Annotated in this window: 14 protein-coding genes; 4 read left to right on the plus strand and 10 right to left on the minus strand. The window is 46.6% G+C overall.

Annotation, left to right across the window (positions count from 1 at the left end):
* The first annotated feature begins 6 nt into the window (after nt 1–6).
* Entirely contained in the window at nt 7–2,415 is a 2,409-nt protein-coding gene (locus tag OH455_RS04070; protein ID WP_269980436.1) for a GH36-type glycosyl hydrolase domain-containing protein, read from the plus strand.
* Nucleotides 2,416–2,468: 53 nt separating this feature from the next.
* A complete protein-coding gene (locus OH455_RS04075; protein WP_269980437.1) occupies nt 2,469–3,881 on the plus strand; it encodes a phosphoglucomutase/phosphomannomutase family protein in 1,413 nt (470 codons plus the stop codon).
* A gap of 48 nt (nt 3,882–3,929) precedes the next feature.
* Here the strand turns inward: OH455_RS04075 and OH455_RS04080 are convergent, their stop codons facing one another.
* From OH455_RS04080 to hrpB, 10 genes are all read right to left on the minus strand, one after another.
* The gene (locus tag OH455_RS04080) at nt 3,930–4,961 is read right to left on the minus strand and encodes an ABC transporter ATP-binding protein (protein WP_269980438.1); all 1,032 of its coding nucleotides are present in this window, start codon (nt 4,959–4,961) and stop codon (nt 3,930–3,932) included.
* Complete coding sequence (locus OH455_RS04085; RefSeq protein WP_269980439.1) at nt 4,961–6,586, minus strand: ABC transporter permease; 1,626 nt, start codon at nt 6,584–6,586, stop codon at nt 4,961–4,963. The genes OH455_RS04080 and OH455_RS04085 overlap by 1 nt, the downstream gene beginning before the upstream one ends.
* A 160-nt stretch (nt 6,587–6,746) precedes the next feature.
* Complete coding sequence (locus tag OH455_RS04090) at nt 6,747–7,760, minus strand: Fe(3+) ABC transporter substrate-binding protein (RefSeq protein WP_269980440.1); 1,014 nt, start codon at nt 7,758–7,760, stop codon at nt 6,747–6,749.
* 154 nt (nt 7,761–7,914) lie between these two features.
* Nucleotides 7,915–9,144 (minus strand): ammonium transporter, encoded by a 1,230-nt coding sequence (locus tag OH455_RS04095; protein ID WP_269980441.1) that lies wholly within the window; start codon nt 9,142–9,144, stop codon nt 7,915–7,917.
* A 26-nt stretch (nt 9,145–9,170) separates the two neighbouring features.
* Nucleotides 9,171–9,509, minus strand: a complete 339-nt coding sequence (glnK, locus tag OH455_RS04100) for a P-II family nitrogen regulator (protein WP_004742633.1) — start codon at nt 9,507–9,509, stop codon at nt 9,171–9,173.
* Between the two features lie 189 nt (nt 9,510–9,698).
* Complete coding sequence (locus tag OH455_RS04105) at nt 9,699–10,070, minus strand: YacL family protein (protein ID WP_269980442.1); 372 nt, start codon at nt 10,068–10,070, stop codon at nt 9,699–9,701.
* A gap of 318 nt (nt 10,071–10,388) precedes the next feature.
* Nucleotides 10,389–12,977, minus strand: coding sequence for a bifunctional aconitate hydratase 2/2-methylisocitrate dehydratase (gene acnB, locus OH455_RS04110; protein WP_269980443.1), 2,589 nt, complete (start codon nt 12,975–12,977; stop codon nt 10,389–10,391).
* 298 nt (nt 12,978–13,275) lie between these two features.
* A complete protein-coding gene (locus OH455_RS04115) occupies nt 13,276–15,516 on the minus strand; it encodes a patatin-like phospholipase family protein (protein ID WP_269980498.1) in 2,241 nt (746 codons plus the stop codon).
* A gap of 121 nt (nt 15,517–15,637) precedes the next feature.
* Nucleotides 15,638–17,998, minus strand: coding sequence for a penicillin-binding protein 1B (mrcB, locus tag OH455_RS04120; protein WP_269980444.1), 2,361 nt, complete (start codon nt 17,996–17,998; stop codon nt 15,638–15,640).
* A gap of 2 nt (nt 17,999–18,000) precedes the next feature.
* Nucleotides 18,001–20,454: an ATP-dependent helicase HrpB gene (hrpB, locus tag OH455_RS04125; protein WP_269980445.1), complete on the minus strand. Its 2,454-nt coding sequence runs from the start codon at nt 20,452–20,454 to the stop codon at nt 18,001–18,003.
* A gap of 54 nt (nt 20,455–20,508) precedes the next feature.
* Here hrpB and sfsA point away from each other — a divergent pair, with 54 nt between their 5' ends.
* Both sfsA and dksA read left to right on the plus strand, forming a co-directional pair.
* Entirely contained in the window at nt 20,509–21,222 is a 714-nt protein-coding gene (gene sfsA, locus OH455_RS04130; protein ID WP_269980446.1) for a DNA/RNA nuclease SfsA, read from the plus strand.
* A 138-nt stretch (nt 21,223–21,360) separates the two neighbouring features.
* Entirely contained in the window at nt 21,361–21,807 is a 447-nt protein-coding gene (gene dksA, locus OH455_RS04135; protein ID WP_045976249.1) for an RNA polymerase-binding protein DksA, read from the plus strand.
* Nucleotides 21,808–21,871 lie beyond the last annotated feature (64 nt).

Raw genomic sequence — 21,871 nt, forward strand, 5'->3', positions numbered from 1 at the left:
TAAAACATGAAATACGGCTATTTCGATAACGAGAATCGTGAATACGTCATCACTCGCCCTGACGTACCTGCGCCATGGACAAACTACCTAGGCACTGAGAAGTTCTGTACGGTTATCTCGCACAATGCGGGGGGCTATTCGTTCTACAACTCGCCAGAATACAACCGTGTTACTAAATTCCGCCCGAATGCGACCTTCGATCGCCCAGGACATTACGTTTATCTGCGTGATGATGAAACAGGTGATTATTGGTCAATCTCTTGGCAACCAGTGGCCAAAAGCCTAGATGAAGCAAACTACGAAGTCCGTCATGGCTTGTCATACTCTAAGTTCAAGTGTGAATACAGCGGCATTTCCGCGACGAAAACACTCTTCGTCCCTAAAGGCGAAGACGTTGAAATTTGGGATGTGGTGCTCAAGAACACCTCTGAAAAACCACGTACCATCAGCGCGTTCTCTTTTGTTGAATTCTCATTCAGCCATATCCAATCTGACAACCAAAACCATCAGATGTCTCTGTACTCCGCAGGTACGACTTACAATGAAGGTGTAATTGAATACGACCTGTACTACAACACCAACGATTTCGAAGGTTTCTACTACCTTGCTTCGACGTTTTCTCCAGATTCTTACGACGGTCAGCGTGACAGCTTCCTAGGTCTTTACCGCGACGAAGCCAACCCAATCGCCGTGGAAAAGGGCCAATGCTCCAACACGGCTCAGACTTGTTACAACCACTGCGGTTCTCTGCACAAGCAATTTACCATCCAACCAGGTGAAGAAGTTCGCTTTGCTTACATTCTAGGTATCGGCAAAGGCAATGGTGAGCGCCTACGTGCTAAATACCAAGACCTAGCAGAAGTCGATAACGCCTTCGCTGGTATCAAAGCCCACTGGGATGAGCGTTGTGGCAAGTTCCAAGTGAAATCACCAAACGAAGGTCTAGACACCATGATCAACGCTTGGACACTATACCAAGCAGAAACCTGTGTCGTGTGGTCTCGTTTTGCATCCTTTATCGAAGTGGGTGGTCGTACTGGCCTTGGTTACCGCGATACCGCACAGGACGCGATTTCAGTCCCTCATGCCAACCCAGCAATGACACGCAAGCGTATCGTTGATCTACTTCGCGGTCAGGTGAAAGCGGGTTATGGTCTGCACCTATTCGATCCAGACTGGTTCGATCCAGAGAAAGCAGATGTGAAACCGTCTAAGTCGCCAACGGTTGTTCCTACCCCATCCGACGAAGACAAAATCCACGGCATTGAAGACACGTGTTCGGATGACCACCTATGGTTAGTGCCAACCATCTGTAAGTACGTGATGGAAACCGGCGAGCACAGCTTCTTCGACGAGGTGATCCCTTATGCAGATGGTGGCGATGCCAGCGTTTATGACCACATGAAAGCAGCATTAGACTTCTCAGCTGAGTACGTAGGTCAAACCGGTATTTGTAAAGGTCTACGCGCAGACTGGAACGACTGTCTAAACCTAGGCGGTGGCGAATCTTCAATGGTGTCGTTCCTCCATTTCTGGGCGCTACAAGAGTTCATCGACCTAGCGAAATATCTAGGTAAAGACTCTGACGTTGAGAAATACACCGAGATGGCAGCAAATGTCCGCGAAGCATGTGAAGCTCACCTTTGGGATGATGAAGGCGGTTGGTACATCCGCGGCCTAACCAAGAGCGGTGACAAAATCGGTACAGCTCAACAAGCAGAAGGTCGTGTCCACCTAGAGTCAAATACTTTAGCTGTACTCTCTGGCGCGGTATCTCAAGAACGCGGCGAGAAAGCAATGGATGCCGTAGATGAGAACCTGTTCTCTGAATACGGCTTACACCTCAACTCGCCGTCTTTCGCCACGCCTAACGATGACATCGGCTTCGTGACTCGCGTTTATCAAGGCGTGAAAGAAAACGGCGCTATCTTCTCACACCCAAACCCATGGGCTTGGGTTGCAGAAGCAAAATTAGGTCGTGGTGACCGTGCAATGAAATTTTACGATGCACTAAACCCATACAACCAAAATGACATCATCGAAAAACGGATTGCAGAACCTTACTCTTACGTGCAGTTCATCATGGGGCGCGACCACCAAGATCACGGGCGTGCGAATCACCCATGGCTAACGGGCACATCGGGTTGGGCTTACTTCGCAGTCACCAACTTTATTCTTGGCGTACGTACAGGTTTTGACGGACTGACGGTCGATCCATGTATCCCAACCAACTGGCCGGGCTTCGAAGTGATTCGTCAATGGTTAGAGGCAACGTACAACATCAGAGTGGAGAACCCAGACTCAGTGAGCAAAGGGGTCAAATCGATCCTAGTCAATGGAGAAAAAGTGTCTGGCGCCACGATACCCGTACAACCAAAAGGCAGCGTTAACGATGTCATCGTTGTACTTGGTTAACCACCCAATGAGCCTCTCACTGAGGCTCTTTTGTTGAATAAAGGATTAAAGCAATGATTAAGTTTGGTACTGGTGGCTGGCGTGCATTTATCGGTGAAGAGTTTACCAAAGATAATGTTCGCTTGGTTGCCCAAGCGCTGGCAAACATCATCAACCACGAGAAAGTCGCCGACAAAGGATTCATTATTGGTTACGACCGTCGTTTTTTATCAGACAAAGCGGCTCGCTGGTTCGCCGAGGTGCTTGCCGCTAACAATATTCCCGTTAGCTTCATCGACAAATTTGTTCCGACTCCAATTGTGATGTTTAAAGCCAAAGCGATGGGCTGTGCCTACTCGGCATGCATTACTGCCTCCCACAACCCAGCAGATTACAACGGCATTAAAGTCTTTATTGAAGGGGGCCGTGATGCGGATGAGATAATCACAGAAAAGATCGAAACTCAAATTGCAGCTTTAACTGGCGATAGAGTGCAAAGCGTGGAGTTTGATCAGGCGGTTGAAGATAAACTGATTACCATCATTAACCCAATGAACGAATTCGTCGACTCGATCATCGACTTTATCGACATAGAAGCGATCAAAAAAGCCAATTTACGTGTACTGATTGATCCTATGTTTGGGGTGGCTAAAAACGCGCTGCAAACGGTGTTGATCAATGGTCGCTGTGACGTCGATGTGATTAACGATGGCAAAAACCCTGATTTTGGTGGCTTGATGCCGTCTCCCAATGCTGCCACATTGTATCGTCTAAAACATCTTGTTGCAGAGCAAGGTTACGACATTGGTATTGGCACCGATGGCGATGCTGATCGTCTCGGCATCATCGACGAAAAAGGTCACTTTGTTCACCCTAATGAAGTGCTGATCCTGCTTTACTACTACTTGCTTGAGTACAAAGGCTGGTCCGGTTCCGTAGTTCGTAACATCGCGACCACTCATATTCTAGACAAAATAGCAGCAGACCATGGTGAGAAGAGCTTTGAAGTACCCGTCGGCTTTAAGCACATCAGCTCACAAATGGAAGCCAATGACTCGCTGATTGGTGGCGAAAGCTCGGGCGGTTTGACGATTCGTGGCCATATCAAAGGTAAAGATGGCGTATTCGCCTCCAGTCTATTGGTTGAAATGATTTCAGTAACAGGCAAAAAGCTTTCTGAGCTTCTTGATGAAATTTATACCAAATACGGCTATGCCTATACGGCAGAAGGAGACTGTAGCTTTAAAGCCGGGCAAAAGCAGGCACTGCATCACATGATATATGTCGAGAAGCAACTACCACAGTTTGAGTTTGAAATTGAACGCGTGAGCTACGAAGATGGCGCTAAAGTCTATTTCAAAAATGGCGGCTGGGTCATTGCCCGATTCTCTGGTACCGAGCCTCTTCTGCGTATCTTTGCAGAGATGGCGGACAAGGAGACCGCAGAAGGCATAGTTGAACAGTTCAAATCATTCTTACAACTGTAGCTAGCCTAGAGATCAAAACACCCAGCGATTTGCTGGGTGTTTTGTTGTTTAAAAAGCCAATACGCCTTGCGTTTCAACTTTAACCGAGACAGGTTGACCTATCGACAGTGGCTCCGCTGAGCTGGCCAACAATCGGCTACCGCTGGCATCAATCACATAACGGCAATGGTCCCCCATAAACTGTTGCTCCAAGACCGTCACACTGCTCTCCTCAGTCGCACTGATCTGAACATGCTGTGGACGCAGCAACAGCTCACATTCCGCTTGCAACTGAATTTCTTGCTGAGCTTGCGCCTCAACCACCCCTAACTCAGTTTCAAACTCAGACTCAGACACACGCTTCGCGATCAAGTAGCTGCCGCCTCCTAAGAAATCCGCAACAAATTTGCTCGAAGGCTGATAGTAAAGATCACTCGCCGTACCATACTGTTCAATCACGCCGTGGTTCATCACCGCCATCTTATCAGCGAAGGCAAACGCCTCTTCCCGACTGTGAGTAACAAATATCGCCGTGACGCCATGCTTTTTGAAGATCTTACGGATTTCTGCAATCAACTCATGGCGAACCTGAGTATCAATGTTAGAGAAAGGTTCATCTAACAACAATAAGTCAGGCTTGTATGCCAATGAACGAGCAATAGCAACACGCTGCTGCTGTCCACCGGACAACTGATGTGGATAGCGCTCTTCGAACCCTGTCAGGTGAACCAGATCAAGCATTTCTGCCACTTTGGCTTTTCTGTCACCATTAGCCAACGTCTTCAGACCAAAAGCCACATTTTCCTCAACGGTTAAGTGCGGAAAAAGAGCGTAATCCTGAAAAATCATACCAATATTACGCTGCTCAGGCGGCAGCCAGTGTTTACCGTCATCAATTGTCATACAGTTCAAACTCATTGAGCCAGAACTGAGCGGTATTAAGCCCGCAATCGCTTTAAGTAAAGTGGTCTTCCCGCAGCCACTCGCGCCCAGTAAGCAAACAATCTCACCGTGTTCCACCTCTAGTGATAGAGATTCCAATACGGTTGTCTGTTCATCGTACTTACAAGTTAACTTATTGATTGATAATGCACAGCTCATCAGTGTGTATGCTCCAGTGAACGGTTAACCATAACTAAGGGAATCAATCCGACTAATACCAGTAGCACTGCTGGTAAAGCGGCTAACTCAAGTTGTTCGTCAGAGGCAAAGTTGTAGACATAGGTTGCCAGTGTTTCGAAGTTAAAGGGCCTAAGCAGCAGCGCTGCATTCAGCTCTTTCATTGATTCAATGAAAACCAACAAGCCAGCAATCAAAGCTCCACGACGAATCAGCGGGAAATGCACTCGCCACAACATTTGATTGGAATTACACCCCATAGTGCGAGAAGCCATATCTAGAGAAGGTGAGACTTTGTTTAAGCTGCTTTCAATACTGCCGATTGCGACTGCAGAGAATCGGACGACCAATGCAAAAATAAGCGCAAACATTGAGCCAGAAAAAATTAACCCCGGCCTACCCCACTGCATAAACTTAGCAATGTCATTGACCAAATGGTCCATAAACAAAACGGGAACCATGACCCCAATCGCCAGAACAGTACCTGGTACCGCATACCCCATCGAAGACAAGCGCATAAACGCCAGCCCCTGACGGTTAGCTGCTAAGCGATTATAAAAATTCACGATGATGGCGACAATGACTCCAATGACGGCGGCCGATAGAGAAACGTAGAGGCTATTCAGCGCATACTCTCGGAATTCCGGAGTCCAGCTCTGTACAAAATACTTGTAAGCGTAAATCACCAGTTGCAACAGTGGGAGCAAGAAGGCAATTGCGACTAACCCCCAACACCAAGTCAACGCCAGCCACTTCTTCCAACCTGATAACTCGTAGCGAAAGTCTTCTCGGCTACTGAACTGGTTCTGGAATAGTTTTTGTTTACGACGACTGTAGCGCTCTGCGCTAAGCAGGAGAATCACAAACACCAACATAATGGCCGAAATCTTCGCGGCCGCAGTCAAGCTTGAGTAACCGAGCCAGGTATCATAAACCGCCGTGGTCAGAGTATTGACGGCAAAATAGCTCACCGTACCGAAATCACCAATGGTTTCCATTGCAACCAACGACAGGCCGACGGCAATGGAGGGGCGAACAAGTGGAAGCGAGATGCGACAGAAACTTTCCCAAGGAGAACATTTTAGTAAGCGCGCTGATTGCAGCAAAGAAACGTTTTGCTCCATAAATGCAGCACGACACAGCAGATAAACGTAAGGGTAAAGCACCAATGCCAGCACAATGATTGCACCAGTCAACGTTCTGATATCTGGAAACCAATAATCTCCGGGTCCCCAACCTGTTAGATCACGGAGCAAGATTTGTACTGGTCCGGCAAAGTCGAGCCAATCAGTAAAAATGTAACCAACGATGTAACCCGGCATAGCCAGAGGCAACACTAAAGCCCATTGTAAAATCCGCTCGCTGGGTATCCGACACATGGCCATAATCCAAGCAGAAGGGATACCAAAAACTAGGGACAGAGCCATAGTACCCGCGGCCAAGACTACCGTATTAAAGGTATAGGTTGGCATTACCGTCGACATCAGATGCGAGAATAAGTCATCAGTCTCGCCGATAGAGGTAAGGAATATCGCTAAGATCGGCAAAACCAGTAGCAGGGCCAACGTCCCACTACTGGTTTTCCATAAATAATTATTTTCTTTCATCGCCTAACAATCACAGGTATACATCGCTTAAATGCACTTGCTAATACATCTCATATACCTTTAATACGCTTAAGGGTCTGTTATACCCTTATAAACAAACAACCTCAAGTGACCCTTGTAAAAGAGCGACTTGAGGCTGTGTATATAAAGCGTCAAACGATTACAGGTCGAACTTCACTTCATCAAGAAGCTTGATTGCTGCTGCGTGGTGGTCGGCAATTTCATCGAGAGAAATCGTGTCAGCTTTGAAGTCGCCCCAAGACGCTACTAGGTCAGAACGCTTAACGCCTTCTTTCACTGGGTACTCGTAGTTCACTTCAGCGTACATGCTTTGAGCTTTATCACCCGCTAGGAATTCCATCAGCTTAAGTGCGTTCTCTTTGTTTGGAGAGTACTTAGCCATTGCCATACCAGAGATGTTTACGTGAGTACCAGTTGTGTTCTGGTTAGGGAAGTTAATGTAAACAGCATCAGCCCACGCTTTCTGCTCTTTATCGTTAACCATCTTACCTAGGTAGTAACTGTTACCCAGAGAAACGTCACATAGACCCTCTTTGATCGCTTTAACCTGTGCACGGTCGTTACCTTGAGGTTTACGCGCTAGGTTAGCTTTAACGCCTTCTAGCCACTCTTTAGTTTCCGCTTCGCCTTTATGAGCAATCATGGAAGAGACTAGAGAAACGTTGTAAGGGTGCTTACCACTACGAGTACAGATTTTGCCTTTGAATTCAGGCTTAGCAAGATCAGCGTACGTGAAATCATCACCTAGCTTACCAACACGGTCACGTGAAGAGTAAACGCTACGAGTACGGGTTGTCAGAGCAAACCACTCATTGTCAGCATCTTGGTACTGAGCTGGAATGCTCTTTTCAAGAATAGCGCTTTCTACAGACTGAACCAAGCCTTGCTTAGTTAGCTCAGACAAACGGCTGATGTCTACCGTCAGAATCACGTCAGCTGGGCTGTACTCGCCTTCTTGAGCTAGTTTCTCTGCTAGGCCTTTCTTTGCGAACTTAACGTTTACTTTGATGCCTGTTTCTTTAGTGAACTCGTTGAACATAGGTTCAACTAGGAAAGGTTGACGGTAAGAGTAGACGTTCACTTCTTCAGCAGCCATCGCAGTCGGTGCTAGTGTTGCACATGCTAAAGCAGAAAGAGTCAGCAGTTTTTTCATTGGTTCAGTCCTTTAACTTCGTAATGATAACGTTTATCAGTTGCGTTATTATATTCATGATGATTTAGAAAACAATGCTGTAAAACGCAAAAACCTGCCGGAGTTGGCAGGTTTTTGAGTATTTTATTTGTAACAGTCTGTGTCTTGTTCTGACTTACTTCACAGTCACAAATTCAGGGTAGGCACCAACACCACAGTCGTGCATGTCCATACCTTCCAATTCTTCATCTTCGGACACTCGAATACCAATCGTTGCTTTAAGCACTGCCCACACCGCAAGACTTGCACCGAACACCCAAGCAAATATAACCGCCGCACCCAATAGCTGAGCACCAAACGTTGCATCACCATTACTCAGTGGCACAACCATCAGGCCGAAGAAACCACATACACCGTGCACCGAAATCGCACCCACTGGATCGTCAATTTTAAGCTTATCAAGAGCAATGATGCTGAACACAACTAGCGCACCTGATACTGCACCAATGGCCACAGCATAGATTGGCGATGGAGACAGCGGATCGGCAGTGATGGCAACTAGGCCAGCCAGTGCGCCGTTGAGGATCATCGTCAGGTCTGCTTTACCCCACGTCGTTTTACACACCAGGATAGCTGCAATCGCACCAGCCGCTGCTGCTGCGTTTGTGTTGAGGAAGATTTGACCTACTGCCGTTGCATTCTCAAAGTCAGAAACCATCAACTGAGAGCCTCCGTTGAAACCAAACCAACCGAACCAAAGGATAAAGGTACCCAGTGTCGCCAGAGGCATGTTCGAACCTGGAATTGGGTAAATCTCACCATTTTTCCCATATTTACCTTTACGAGCACCTAGTAGCAACACGCCTGCTAATGCCGCGGCTGCGCCAGCCATGTGTACTATACCTGAGCCAGCAAAGTCACTAAATCCCGCTTCTGACAAGAAGCCTCCTCCCCAAGTCCAGTAACCCTCCATTGGGTAGATAAACGCCGTCAGTACCGCGGAGAAAATCAGGAATGACCATAACTTCATTCGCTCTGCGACCGCACCAGACACAACAGACATAGCTGTCGCAACAAACACCACTTGGAAGAAGAAGTCAGATTCTAGAGAGTGGTCTGCGCCTTCCCCTTGTGTTCCAATCAACGTACCAAATGAAGGTAGCCAGCCGCCCTCACCATTGTCGACATACATAATGTTGTAGCCAACGACCAAATACATGGTACATGCAATTGCATATAAGCAAACATTTTTGGTCAGAATTTCAGTGGTGTTCTTTGAACGAACTAAACCCGCCTCAAGCATGGCAAAACCAGCCGCCATCCACATGACCAACGCACCTGAAATGAGGAAGAAAAAAGTGTCTAGTGCGTAACGTAATTCGGTTACTGTGGTTGTTAATTCCATTTTTTTATCTCCAGTTCTTTGAATTCTTAAAGCGCCTCAGCGTCCATTTCACCAGTACGAATGCGCACTGCCTGGCTCAGGTCATAAACAAAGATTTTTCCGTCACCGATTTTTCCTGTGTGCGCCGCTTTGGATACAGCTTCAATCACGCGGTCTACATTTTCAGCCTGTGTTGCTATCTCGAGTTTCACCTTAGGCAAGAAATCCACTTGATACTCTGCACCACGATAAAGCTCGGTGTGGCCTTTCTGGCGTCCAAACCCTTTCACTTCGGATACCGTCATACCTTCGATACCGACATCAGCTAGTGCCTCTCGAACATCGTCTAATTTGAATGGTTTGATAATCGCATTAATAAGTTTCATCGCATCCTCTCTGAAGCTGTCATCCTTTTATCTTTAATAATCCAAGTGACATGCCAACTTATTAAGCATTTGATAATTAATGATTTATTAATCGCAGAGGGCCAAATACACAAAAAGGCGCACCATAACGGTGCGCCTTTATCACAATAATGAGGCAATAATTTCATTCTTCACTATATCAGTGCAGATTTATTTGGTGGTCAGAAACTCTTTCCATTGTTCAATCAGCAGCTCAAAGTCATCTAAGCCACAACTGGCCGTACTCTCACTGTCATAAAAATTAAACTCGCTGTCTTCTGCCATCGCTTCCCCATGCGCCAATACATTCTCTTGAATGGTGACTTCATCACCATGAATAGAGATAGAAATCTCAGTACCCAGCATGGTGTGTTCCCGAAGTGGAGACTGGTGTACAGCCTCTAGCATAGACTCGACCTGCTCTATCTTCTGCCAATCCTTACCGATTTCTTCCTGCAACCAGCGACCAGCAATTTCATGGCCCATACTCGACTTAACGTAGTACTCGCCCATTAAAGTGTTTCTAATAAACTCAAATTCCATAGGGCGCCTCTTGCGGTTCTGTCTAACTCAATGGGCGGGAGTATACAAGGACTAAAGGTGTGAGGCGAGGTATAGACGACAAAGTCCATTCTTATGATTAATTGCAACTCACTCTCGTCATCCTCAAGAATGAGGAACGAATGAGTTGGGGATCTTTTAAAACAACGACATACTTGAAGAGATTCCCTACTCGTTCCTTCGTCAGTCTATGGAATGACAGGTTCAATCAATTTGAAAATTGGTAGCTTTAGAAACAAAAAAAACGCCTACCGAAGTAGACGCTCTCAATTCTATGCCTCAATCAAATATGACAAGGGATTATGCAGGCTCTTGAAAAATCACTGAATCCGCTTTCTTAGTGTACTGATCCATCTTATGGAAGTTCAAGTAACGGTAGGTATCTGCGGCTGTCGCGTCGATTTGCTTCGCGTACTCTAGGTACTCTTCCTTAGTGGGAATCTTACCTAGAATCGCACCAACCGCCGAAAGCTCAGCAGAAGCAAGATAAACGTTAGCACCGGTACCTAAACGGTTCGGGAAGTTACGTGTCGACGTTGACATTACTGTCGCCTTATCTGCCACACGTGCCTGGTTACCCATACATAGTGAACACCCTGGCGTTTCAATACGAACACCAGCACGGCCATAAATACCGTAGTAACCTTCTTCGGTTAGCTGATCGCGGTCCATCTTCGTTGGTGGAGCCACCCATAGGCGAGTATCTAACTGACCACCGAACTGTTCTAGTAGCTTACCTGCAGCGCGGAAATGACCAATGTTAGTCATACAAGAACCAATGAAGACTTCATCGATATTGGTACCCTGTACTTCAGAAAGTAGACGAGCGTCATCTGGATCGTTTGGTGCACACAGAATAGGTTGATCAATTTCTGCTAGGTCGATTTCAATGATGTGAGCGTATTCCGCATCTGCGTCTGCTTCCATCAACTCTGGCTTCGCCAACCACTCTTCCATCGCAGTGATACGACGCTCGATAGTACGACGGTCACCGTAACCTTCGGAAATCATCCACTTAAGCATGGTGATATTCGAGTTTAGATACTCTTCAATCGACTCTTGAGACAATTTAACTGTACAACCAGCCGCTGAACGCTCTGCAGAAGCATCTGAAAGCTCAAACGCCTGCTCAACCGTTAGGTGTTCAACACCTTCAATCTCAAGCACGCGGCCAGAGAATTCGTTAATCTTACCCGCTTTCTCAACTGTCAATAGACCTTGCTGAATTGCGTAATAAGGAATTGCATGAACTAAATCACGTAGCGTGATACCTGGCTGCATTTCGCCTTTAAAACGAACCAAGATGGATTCCGGCATATCAAGCGGCATAACACCTGTCGCTGCAGCAAACGCAACTAGACCAGAACCAGCTGGGAATGAAATACCCAGAGGGAAACGAGTGTGCGAGTCACCACCTGTACCAACAGTATCAGGAAGAAGCATACGGTTTAGCCATGAGTGGATAACGCCATCGCCTGGACGAAGAGAGACACCACCACGGTTCATGATAAAATCAGGCAACGTATGATGCGTGTTGACGTCGACTGGTTTTGGATACGCAGAAGTATGACAGAATGACTGCATCACTAGATCAGCTGAGAAGCCAAGACACGCAAGGTCTTTTAGCTCATCACGCGTCATAGGTCCAGTTGTATCCTGAGAACCGACTGTCGTCATCTTAGGTTCGCAGTATTGACCAGCGCGAACACCTTCAACGCCACATGCTTTACCGACCATCTTCTGAGCCAGTGTGTAACCCTTGCTTGATGCGGAAGGATCAATCGGCTTTGCAAACAGATCGGTTTCTTCTAGGCCAAGAGAAGTACGAGCACGACTTGTTAAACCACGACCAATGATCAATGGAATACGGCCACCAGCGCGCACTTCATCAAGCAGTACCTTGCTCAGCTCAAAGTTTGAAATTTCTGCGCCACCTTTGCGCACAACACCTTCATATGGGTAAATTTCAATCACATCACCCATGTTCATGTCTTGAACGTTTAGCTCAATTGGTAGTGCACCTGAGTCTTCCATCGTGTTGTAGAAGATTGGTGCGATCTTACCGCCTAAACAGATACCGCCTGTACGTTTGTTTGGTACAAATGGGATATCTTCACCCATGAACCAAAGTACAGAGTTAGTCGCTGACTTACGTGAAGAACCGGTACCCACGACATCACCGACGTAAGCCAATGGAATACCATCTTTTTGTAGCTCTTCGATTTGTTTGATAGGACCAACGCTTCCTGGTTCGTCTGGGTTGATACCATCACGTTCCATTTTCAGCATCGCTTTCGCGTGCACTGGGATATCTGGGCGCGACCATGCATCAGGCGCCGGAGACAAGTCATCGGTGTTAGTTTCACCAGTGACTTTGAATACTTTAACGGTAATTTTTTCAGCAACTTTCTCTTTCGAGGTAAACCACTCAGCATCAGCCCAAGATTGCAGTACTTGCTGTGCGTAAGTGTTACCTGCTTTCGCTTTCTCTTCTACGTCATAGAAAGCATCAAACATGAGTAGAGTGTGAGATAGTGCTTTTGCAGCAATAGATGCCAACGCGTCATCATCAAGAAGGTCAACTAGCGGAGCGATATTGTAGCCACCCTGCATCGTACCCAACAGCTCAGCTGCTTTTTCACGACTTACCAGTGGCGATTCCACTTCGCCTTTGGTAATAGCCGTCAGAAAACCTGCTTTGACATATGCAGCTTCATCTACGCCAGGTGGGATACGATTTTCTAGTAGGTCAAGAATTACGGTTTCTTCACCTTGAGGGGGATTTTTCAGAAGTTCGACAAGACCAGCAACTTGCTCGGCGTCTAGTGGTTTAGGAACAACTCCTTCAGCAGCACGCTCTGCGACGTGTTTACGATAGGCTTCAAGCACGACTTTTTCCTCTCATTGCGGTTCCTCCGTTATTATTACTATTATTCAACGTAACGAAGTGAACATCCTTGGAAACTTGGCTCTCCTTTTTGCCATATTTTTCATTCATCTTGAGTGAGAAACAGTGCCAGAGAGGCCAAACTGTGGGCAGTAGGATAGCAAATTTAACGATAAATTAAAATCTCATCATTTTGACCAACATAGCAACTTAAGACTAAAGTTCTATGATTTTCTTTGCTTAATTTCATCAATTCCCTGCTTTGACAATAGACGATTGATTGAATGAATTATTGAATAGCTATTTAAAACTTGTCCCTATAATCAAGTATATAGAATCGTAGTTTTGTTCTGTTCTGCCATAGCCAAACATGATTGGCCCAACGGGAGAATCAACCCCGGCAAACAGAGAACCTGCAGCGTACAATGGCGCCGAATCGAGTTTGATGCTTGGATCTGACCAAACACCACCGTATTCAAAAGACGCACCTAAATAAAATGGTGAAGAAAATAATCCAAAGTCATTGTCGAACCAACGGTAGCGATACACCAAACTACCAAACGCTTTGTTCTGACCAATCAAGCTATTACGTGGGATACCAGATAAATTGAGGAAGCCGCCAAGCTCTTTGGGGTCGATAATAAGAGAAGAATTTTTGCTTTCTACCACTCCAACATCGAGATTCGCAACCAAAGTATGACGCGAGAAGCTATTGGCATAGACGATCTTAGCACCATATTCATACGCCGTATCTTCATCATGACCAGCGAAAACACTACCTGAACTGCCGACACTTTCATCATGTGACACTAGGTAATCCAGATTCAAGTACAGCCCTCTATTGGGCAAACTGTAGTTATCTAAGGTGTCGATGCGATAATTGGCAAACGCACCTAATCGCTTAAATGAGACGTCACCCAATGATGGCAGCGACGCGAGTTCTCCTGAGCCATCAGTGTATCTGACACCGACTTTAAATCGTCGCCACAAAGTATCTTGATACCCAACAGCCCACTCGGATTCCCACTCAGTGAAAGATATCGGGAAAAAATCTTGAGTCGCTTTGAGTGACGGTACTTCTCCTCCATCCTTGGACACATTGACCTTTTCATTGCTGAACGTGACGCCCAAAGTAGTGAACACGTCAGAACTGGAAAAAATTGGGCTATAAAACTCCCCTTCTATGAGTTTATCTGTGCCCATTTCTACATTAAGAGTCAGTTCAGCGCCAAACTCATTAACATCGGTAAAATTGGTCGATACCCCTATTGCGTATTGACTGTCAGTATCAAAGTCATCTTCTAGGAAGAAACGGAAGTTGACATAGTTAGGACCCCAAGATTTTTCTTTGACGTTAACAATCAAGGCATCTTGATCATCAATTTTGTCATAGCGATAAGTGATCAATTCAAAACGATCCAGCGCGTAAAGGTTCTGAACACCCTGCTCGACTTCGGACGTTTTATATCGATGACCCGAATCAAGACTCAGGTGTTTTTTCAGCACATCATCACTGTAATGAGTGTGGTTATGAATAACGACTTTATCGACCAGAATTTCATCGCCATATCTCAGTTTTCTACGTACATCTTCTTTGTGATCAACGTAATCCTGATACTCAGATGAAGACACGCTGTAGCGTTTGAGTAATTCTTGGTTTTGAATGGCAATTTGATACCCCTTTTTAAACGCTTCGGGCATCTTGTCAAACTCTGTCGTTTCCATATCGCCAACTTGTGGCTTAAGGAACACATCGTCTTCCGTCAGCGTCTTCGCTTGGCGATTAGTCGTGCTGCGCACTAAATAATTCGACAATTGATCCGCTACGCTGAACAGAGTAGTAAAATCATCTTCGTCTTTGTAATCAGTACTGATATCAACTGCAATAACGATATCTGCGCCGAGATCTCGTGCAACATTGACAGGCATATTGTTGGTTACCCCACCATCTACCAGAAGCTGATCATTGAGTTCGTAGGGAGGTAACGCTCCAGGAACCGACATGCTAGCCATCATGGCATCAACAAGGTAACCATTTTCGATAACAACAGGTTTGAGCTCAAGAATGTCAGTTGCGACTGAGCGATAAGGAATGGCAAGTTCATCAAAGGATTTAAACGGTGGAAGGTTGCCAGACGATTCACGTAGGATTTTTAGCATTCCCTGCCCTTGCACAATGCCACGGGCAGCACGTACTTCCCCCCAGCCAAGACCTAAATCTGTCGTCAGTTGGAATCTGTCTTCGTATTCTTTGTCACGCACACGACGCTGGCTACGATCAACCCGATCACGGTAGCCACGGTTCCAATCTATGGTCTCAGTCAAGCTTTCAATTTCATCCGCACTCATGCCTGTTGCATACAAGCCACCCACATAAGCCCCCATACTGGTGCCCGTGATATAGTCGACTGGAATTCTGAGCTCTTCAAGCGCTTTCAAAACACCGATGTGCGCCGCCCCCTTGGCACCACCACCAGCTAGAACCACCGCGATTTTTGGCCGTTCTGGTACGGCATGTTCTCTTGTATCAGAAAGCACCATGCGCGGTAACACAAACGCAGATGTACATAAAAGCCAGGCTAGTTTTTTCACTCTAGAGTTCCCGTATTATTCGCATACGTACAGAAGTCGATGGTTTTATATTATTGACACAAGCAACTGTTTACCAACTAAATATGTTCTTTATCCACTGAGTAGGCTGACTGTCACATTGCTGTTGAAGCACACCATTTTTATCCCAAACGGGTAACTTAAACGAATTCTTACAGTCCAGTTGCAGGCTGCCTTGTTCTGTGGATGCAAAACCGAGGGTGCTGACTCCTTTTGGCCAAGGTAGCGACAGCTTTTCCGGTATGCGGTGATTGAGATATTCCGCATAGACTCTTAACGCACCGCTGGAGCCCGTAAGCTTGGTTGGCTTATTATCATCTCGGCCAAGCCAGATAGTTGTCACTTCGCGTCCATCAACACCAACGAACCAGCTGTCACGCGTATCGTTACTGGTCCCGGTTTTCCCTGCTAACGCCGCCCAGCCAAACTGGCTGTTGAGATAACGGCCAGTGCCCTCCAAAACGCCGCGTTTCATAGCATAGGTCGTCAACCAAGCGGCTTGCTGGTCGATAGTTTGAGACATGCGCGGCAGTGACTGAAAAAGGGCATTACCTTCTAAGTCAACCACAGAACGTAGCGCAGACAATGGCGCTTTCTTACCCGAATTGGTCAACGTCTGATACATCTGCGCGACCTGAAATGGCGTCAATGTGAAAGAACCAAGAAACATTGATGGCACTGGACGGATTTCATTGCGATCGACCCCCAACTTTTCCAAAGTATTGACAACATTTGGAATGCCGAGCTGCATACCCAGCTGCACTGTAGGTACATTGAGAGATTTTGCCAACGCCATGTACAAAGGGACATCACCCCGGAACTTACGATCATAGTTACGCGGCGACCAAACACTGCCTTTTGAACCCTTAAGGCTGATAGGTTTATCGTGCAAAGTGGTAGCAAGATTGTACTTATCAGGCTGTTCCAGAGCAGTGAGATAGACCGCTGGTTTAGCTAGTGAGCCAATTTGACGACTGGCGTTCAACGCACGATTGAATCCGTCATAGCCTGTCCGCTTGCCTCCGACCATAGCACGAATTTCTCCGGTATGGCGGTCAACGGCGATTGCAGCCCCTTCAAGCGATTTACCTGCGATTTTACTAAGCTGAGGTATTTTCTTGGCAATGGCCTGCTCCAACTCTTGTTGAGAGACTGGATCGAGAGATGTAAACACCCTTAGGCCAATATCCGACTGAAACGCCTCACCAACTTTCTCTTTCAGCTCAATCTTCAACTGCTGGAAGTAAGCCGGTTGCCGGCTAGCAATACGCGGATTATCCTGAATATCCAGCGGACGACTCGCTGCCATGTCGTACTGGTTAGCGCTCAGGATCCCCTGCTGCATCATCAGACGAAGCACTAAGTCTCGACGTTCTTTGGCTCGCTCAGGGAAACGCACTGGGTTGTAATAAGATGGCCCCTTAACCATACCCACCAACAACGCCAACTGGTCAATGCGCAGTTCTTGAATCGGCTGTCCAAAATATAGGCGAGAAGCCAGTCCAAAGCCGTGAATGGCTTCTCCACGACTTTGCCCTAAATACACTTCATTCAGATAGCCTTCCAGAATGCGATCTTTGCTGTAGCGATAATCGATGATCAATGCCATGTAGGCTTCACGGACCTTACGCCACAGCGTTCGGTCACTGGAGAGGAAAATGTTCTTCGCGAGCTGCTGCGTTAGGGTGCTCCCCCCTTGCACCGTGCGACCCGCCTTAACGTTGGCAACTAATGCACGGGCAATGGCAAACGGTGAAACGCCATCATGCTGATAAAAATCTCTGTCTTCAGTCGCCAGCAACGCATCCACCATGACCTCAGGAAACTGATCACGCCTTAAGAACAGGCGCTGTTCATCGTGATTTTTCTCCAACATCCCCAACATCTTCGGCTCGACCCGCAAATAGCCAAGGTCTCCCGCTGATTCGAGCGACTGAATACGAAGTAAGCCTGAACCATCAAAGTGCAGCATCACATGGCGATCTGGCTCTGGCCCATCGGTAAACTCAAACGGGCGGCGAATCAGTTCAATTTTGGTTGACGACGACGAATATTCACCTGGATAACGGGGCTGACGTACTTTACGGTAATTGAGTACATCGAGTTCATTGCGAACTTCCCGAATCGAGATCGAATCACCCGGAGAAAGGTTAAGAATGCGAGCGTAAACCACGGTCGGCAAGTCAAACAACTGTCCTTCAAAACGCTGTTTAACCACACTGTCTAGGTAAATACCGACAAACAATAACAAAGCAAACCCAGCTAAACCTAGCTTCCAAGTCACCCCCCATAGAGTTTTTAACCAGCGACGTTGGCCATTTGGCGTGGTTTTACGTTTCACTGTTGCCCGCTTGCGAGCAGGCTTTTTCGTTGCTTTGGTTTTACTGCTCGCAGGTGTTTTTTTCTTGGTCATGATTACAGTTGTCGCTTAGTTTTGGTCGTTGCCATATGGTTAGCCGGATCGTCTGGCCAAACATGCTTGGGGTAGCGCCCTTTCATTTCTTTTTGCACATCTTTATATGCACCAGACCAGAAGCTCGCTAAATCACCTGTGACTTGGAGAGGCCGTTGTGCTGGAGAGAGTAATTCCATAACCAACGTTTTGCGGCCATCAGCAATGTTTGGCGACCTCTGCTCACCAAACATTTCTTGCATACGAACAGAAAGTACAGGCTCTTGGCCTTGTTGATAGCGTATCTTCTTCTTTGAACCTGTAGGCACGACGTAGTGTGTCGGTAGCCATTGGTCAATTTCCTGATTAAGTGGCCAAGCTATATAGGCCATCAGAGCAGGTTCCAAATCCACTTTAGCTAGCGCTTTGATTGAACTTACTCCAACCAGATAAGGCTCTAACCAAGTCTCAAGATTTTCCAACAATTCTGCATCGGAAACACCGGGCCATTGATGTTCTGGCAACCATTCAGCAGCACATCGGATTCGTTCAAGAGTGTCTTTGCTTCTATCGGACCAGTTTAATATATCCAACCCTTTGCGACGTACACAATTTAGTAAAGCCTCGGTCATTTTTTGTTTGTCTGGCTCAGGGAGTGGACAACGCTCAATCACTAAGCGCCCCAGATGACGTTGATGTTCTGCTATCAACCGTCCTTTGCGCTCGTCCCAATCGACACTTTCTTTTGCCACAATCAATTGAGGAAGCCATTTCTCGATTGCAACGATGTCTAGTTCTGCAGCAAGAAAAATTCTCGAGGAATCAGAGTAGCTGCGCATCAGATCAGCGACTACCAGATACTCAGCGGTCGCGAGGCGTTCATCATCGGCCATTTCAGCACCATGACCGTTCGCCAATAAGAACTTCCCCGTCTGCGATTTTCTTCGTTGACCGATACGGTCAGGAAAAGCCGTCGCCAAGATCACGGCGACTAATGACTCATCAATAGCCTCAAGAGAAAAATTTATCGACAATTTACGTGCTAACACTTGGCCACGTTGCTGCGCGACTTTCTGTTTACTGTGAACACCGCGCTTAAAGCGATCAACACTGTGCATGAAATCGAGGACGTTATGTTCCGGTTCTTCTAGTAAACTAGCCACCGCTGAGGCTGTATTCTTCCAAACTTGCAGTTCAGTGTGCACCAACATCGCCGCAATTCGCGGCTCAACGCCGAGTTCATTTGTCAGGCGGCCATGTTCGGTTAACTGGTATTTGTCATCCAAAAGTCCCAGTTTGTTGAGCAAACGACGTGATTGATTCAGGCTATTCTGAGGAGGGACATCGAGCCACTTCAGTTCAGCAGCATTCGCTGCGCCCCACTGTGCTAATTCTAATGCTAATGCTGCCAAATCTGAGTGAAGAATTTCAGCCTGTGGGACTTCTGGTTGCTGATTCAACTGGCTTTCACTATACAGACGCAGGCAAATTCCGGGTTCAATACGCCCAGCACGACCAGCCCGCTGTACCGCTGAAGATTGCGCAATTCTGCTTTGTTCCAGTTTTGTCACACCACTTTTTAAATCAAACTTTGCGACTCGTTCTAACCCTGCATCCACGACCAAGCGAATTCCTTCGATGGTTATTGACGTTTCAGCAATATTGGTCGCTAGCACCACCTTACGCTTACCATTTTTTGCTGGCTGAATGGCCGCTTGCTGCTGATCAAAACCAAGTTGCCCGTATAAAGGGCATACTTCGACGTTATCTGGCAGGTCACTCATTCTATCAGCAACACGCTTTATTGCCGCGACACCAGGTAAAAAAGCTAAAACAGAACCGGATTCTTTGCTCATTAGCGAAGCAATTTGTTTGGCCATCACCTCTTCCAATCGCTCATTGGGCTTTAGTGGCTGATAGCGATATTCAACGGGAAAACTGCGACCTTGAGATTCAATATATGCCGCATCCGGCATCAGTTGTCTTAATGCTCGTTGGTTAAGTGTTGCCGACATTACTACCAATTTTAGATCCTCTCGAAGAGCATCTTGAATCTCAAGACTAAATGCCAAGGCGGTATCAGCATGAATACTACGCTCGTGAAATTCATCAAAAATTAGTAGTGAGACACCATCCAGTTCAGGATCTGACTGGACCATTCGGGTCAGGATTCCTTCGGTGACAATCTCTAATTTAGTCTCTGGGCCTATCTGGGTTTCTCCCCGCACTCGATACCCTACTTGCTGTCCGACTTTTTCTCCCAGTTGCTGAGCCAAATAACGAGCAATATTGCGTGCGGCTAAGCGTCTAGGTTCAAGCATTATAATTTTCCCATCCACGACGCTCTCACGAAGTAATTGCAGAGGAAAGAGGGTCGATTTACCGGCACCGGGCGCAGCTTTGAGGATAACTTGAGAACGAGTTCGCACGCTTGAGAGTAGCTCATGCATCACGCTCTCGATAGGCAGCTGTGACAATGGAAAAACCTTATGGTGTAATAATGTGAGTATTGTACATAAATCCAGTCCCAAATGAAGTTTGATCCCCAACTCGAATCAGCAATCCTAATTAAACGCTATAAACGTTTTTTGGCAGACATCCTATTGCCCGATAACAGCGAACGTACTATCCATTGTGCCAACACTGGCGCGATGACAGGGTGTGCAACTGCAGGCAACACGGTTTGGTACTCCACATCCGACAACCCGAAACGCAAATACCCTAACAGTTGGGAACTAACACAAACCTCGCATGGGCACTATATTTGCGTTAACACTGCGAGAGCCAATCAGTTAGCGGTAGAGGCCATTGAATCTGGAGTTATCAGTGAATTACAGGGCTACGAAGAGCTGAAAACAGAGGTTAAATACGGCATTGAAAATAGTCGGATTGATATCTTGCTCAAGTCACAACATCAACCAACGTGCTATATAGAAGTAAAAAGTGTTACGCTGTTCGATGAGGAACAGCAAGGACGGGGCTATTTTCCCGATGCAGTGACCACTCGTGGCCAGAAGCATCTGAGAGAGCTCACAGAAATGGCACAAAATGGAAGCAGAGCAGTACTTTTGTTCACTGTTTTACATTCAGGCATTGAAAAAGTCTCTCCAGCACACCATATAGACGCAAAATATTCACAATTGTTGAAGAGCGCACAAGAGCAAGGGGTGGAAGTTTTGTGCTACAAAGCAAAGCTTTCAAACACTGAGATGAAATTGATGGAACGCATCGATTTCATCTGTTGAGAAAAAAATGATGTCATCTTCACATTGACAACAAGTTTACGCTCCAGAGTTTGCCTCATATTGTTCTTTTTGCTATAGATAGCCGCCTTAAAATCTAACTGCGAGCGCAGTTGATTAGGTGTTAGTAGGAGATGCTGCATGCCAGAACCGAAGAAAAAAGCGCTAGGCATCCTAGCCATTGCAGGGGTTGAGCCATATACAGAGAAGGCTGGTGAAGAATACATGTCACCGGAACAAATGGCTCATTTCACAAAAATTTTGACAGCATGGCGCAACCAGCTCAGGGAAGAAGTTGATCGCACCGTTCACCATATGCAGGATGAAGCGGCGAATTTCCCAGATCCAGTTGACCGTGCATCTCAAGAAGAAGAGTTCAGCCTTGAACTTCGTAACCGAGATCGCGAACGTCGTCTCATCAAAAAAATAGAGAAAACGTTAAACAAAATCGAAGAAGATGAGTTTGGCTTCTGTGATTCTTGTGGTGTCGAAATTGGCATTCGTCGTCTTGAAGCACGCCCGACCGCTGACCTGTGTATTGATTGTAAGACGCTGGCAGAAATTAAAGAAAAGCAGATGCAAGGCTAAGCACTTCGCGGTTAATAAACACGGTAAGAGGGAGCATACGCTCCCTTTTTGATTTTGATACGAT

It is taken from the genome of Vibrio sp. T11.5, assembly GCF_027587155.1.
Taxonomy (GTDB): Bacteria; Pseudomonadota; Gammaproteobacteria; order Enterobacterales; family Vibrionaceae; genus Vibrio; species Vibrio neptunius.

What these genes read in the sequence shown, in the direction of transcription:
- sfsA (WP_269980446.1), top strand. Translation starts at nt 20,509, where the DNA reads ATGAAGTTTGATCCCCAACTCGAATCAGCAATCCTAATTAAACGCTAT.
- dksA (WP_045976249.1), top strand. Translation starts at nt 21,361, where the DNA reads ATGCCAGAACCGAAGAAAAAAGCGCTAGGCATCCTAGCCATTGCAGGG.
- OH455_RS04105 (WP_269980442.1), bottom strand. Translation starts at nt 10,070, where the DNA reads ATGGAATTTGAGTTTATTAGAAACACTTTAATGGGCGAGTACTACGTT.
- OH455_RS04090 (WP_269980440.1), bottom strand. Translation starts at nt 7,760, where the DNA reads ATGAAAAAACTGCTGACTCTTTCTGCTTTAGCATGTGCAACACTAGCA.
- OH455_RS04115 (WP_269980498.1), bottom strand. Translation starts at nt 15,516, where the DNA reads ATGGTGCTTTCTGATACAAGAGAACATGCCGTACCAGAACGGCCAAAA.
- OH455_RS04095 (WP_269980441.1), bottom strand. Translation starts at nt 9,144, where the DNA reads ATGGAATTAACAACCACAGTAACCGAATTACGTTACGCACTAGACACT.
- OH455_RS04070 (WP_269980436.1), top strand. Translation starts at nt 7, where the DNA reads ATGAAATACGGCTATTTCGATAACGAGAATCGTGAATACGTCATCACT.
- OH455_RS04080 (WP_269980438.1), bottom strand. Translation starts at nt 4,961, where the DNA reads ATGAGCTGTGCATTATCAATCAATAAGTTAACTTGTAAGTACGATGAA.
- mrcB (WP_269980444.1), bottom strand. Translation starts at nt 17,998, where the DNA reads ATGACCAAGAAAAAAACACCTGCGAGCAGTAAAACCAAAGCAACGAAA.
- glnK (WP_004742633.1), bottom strand. Translation starts at nt 9,509, where the DNA reads ATGAAACTTATTAATGCGATTATCAAACCATTCAAATTAGACGATGTT.
- OH455_RS04075 (WP_269980437.1), top strand. Translation starts at nt 2,469, where the DNA reads ATGATTAAGTTTGGTACTGGTGGCTGGCGTGCATTTATCGGTGAAGAG.
- OH455_RS04085 (WP_269980439.1), bottom strand. Translation starts at nt 6,586, where the DNA reads ATGAAAGAAAATAATTATTTATGGAAAACCAGTAGTGGGACGTTGGCC.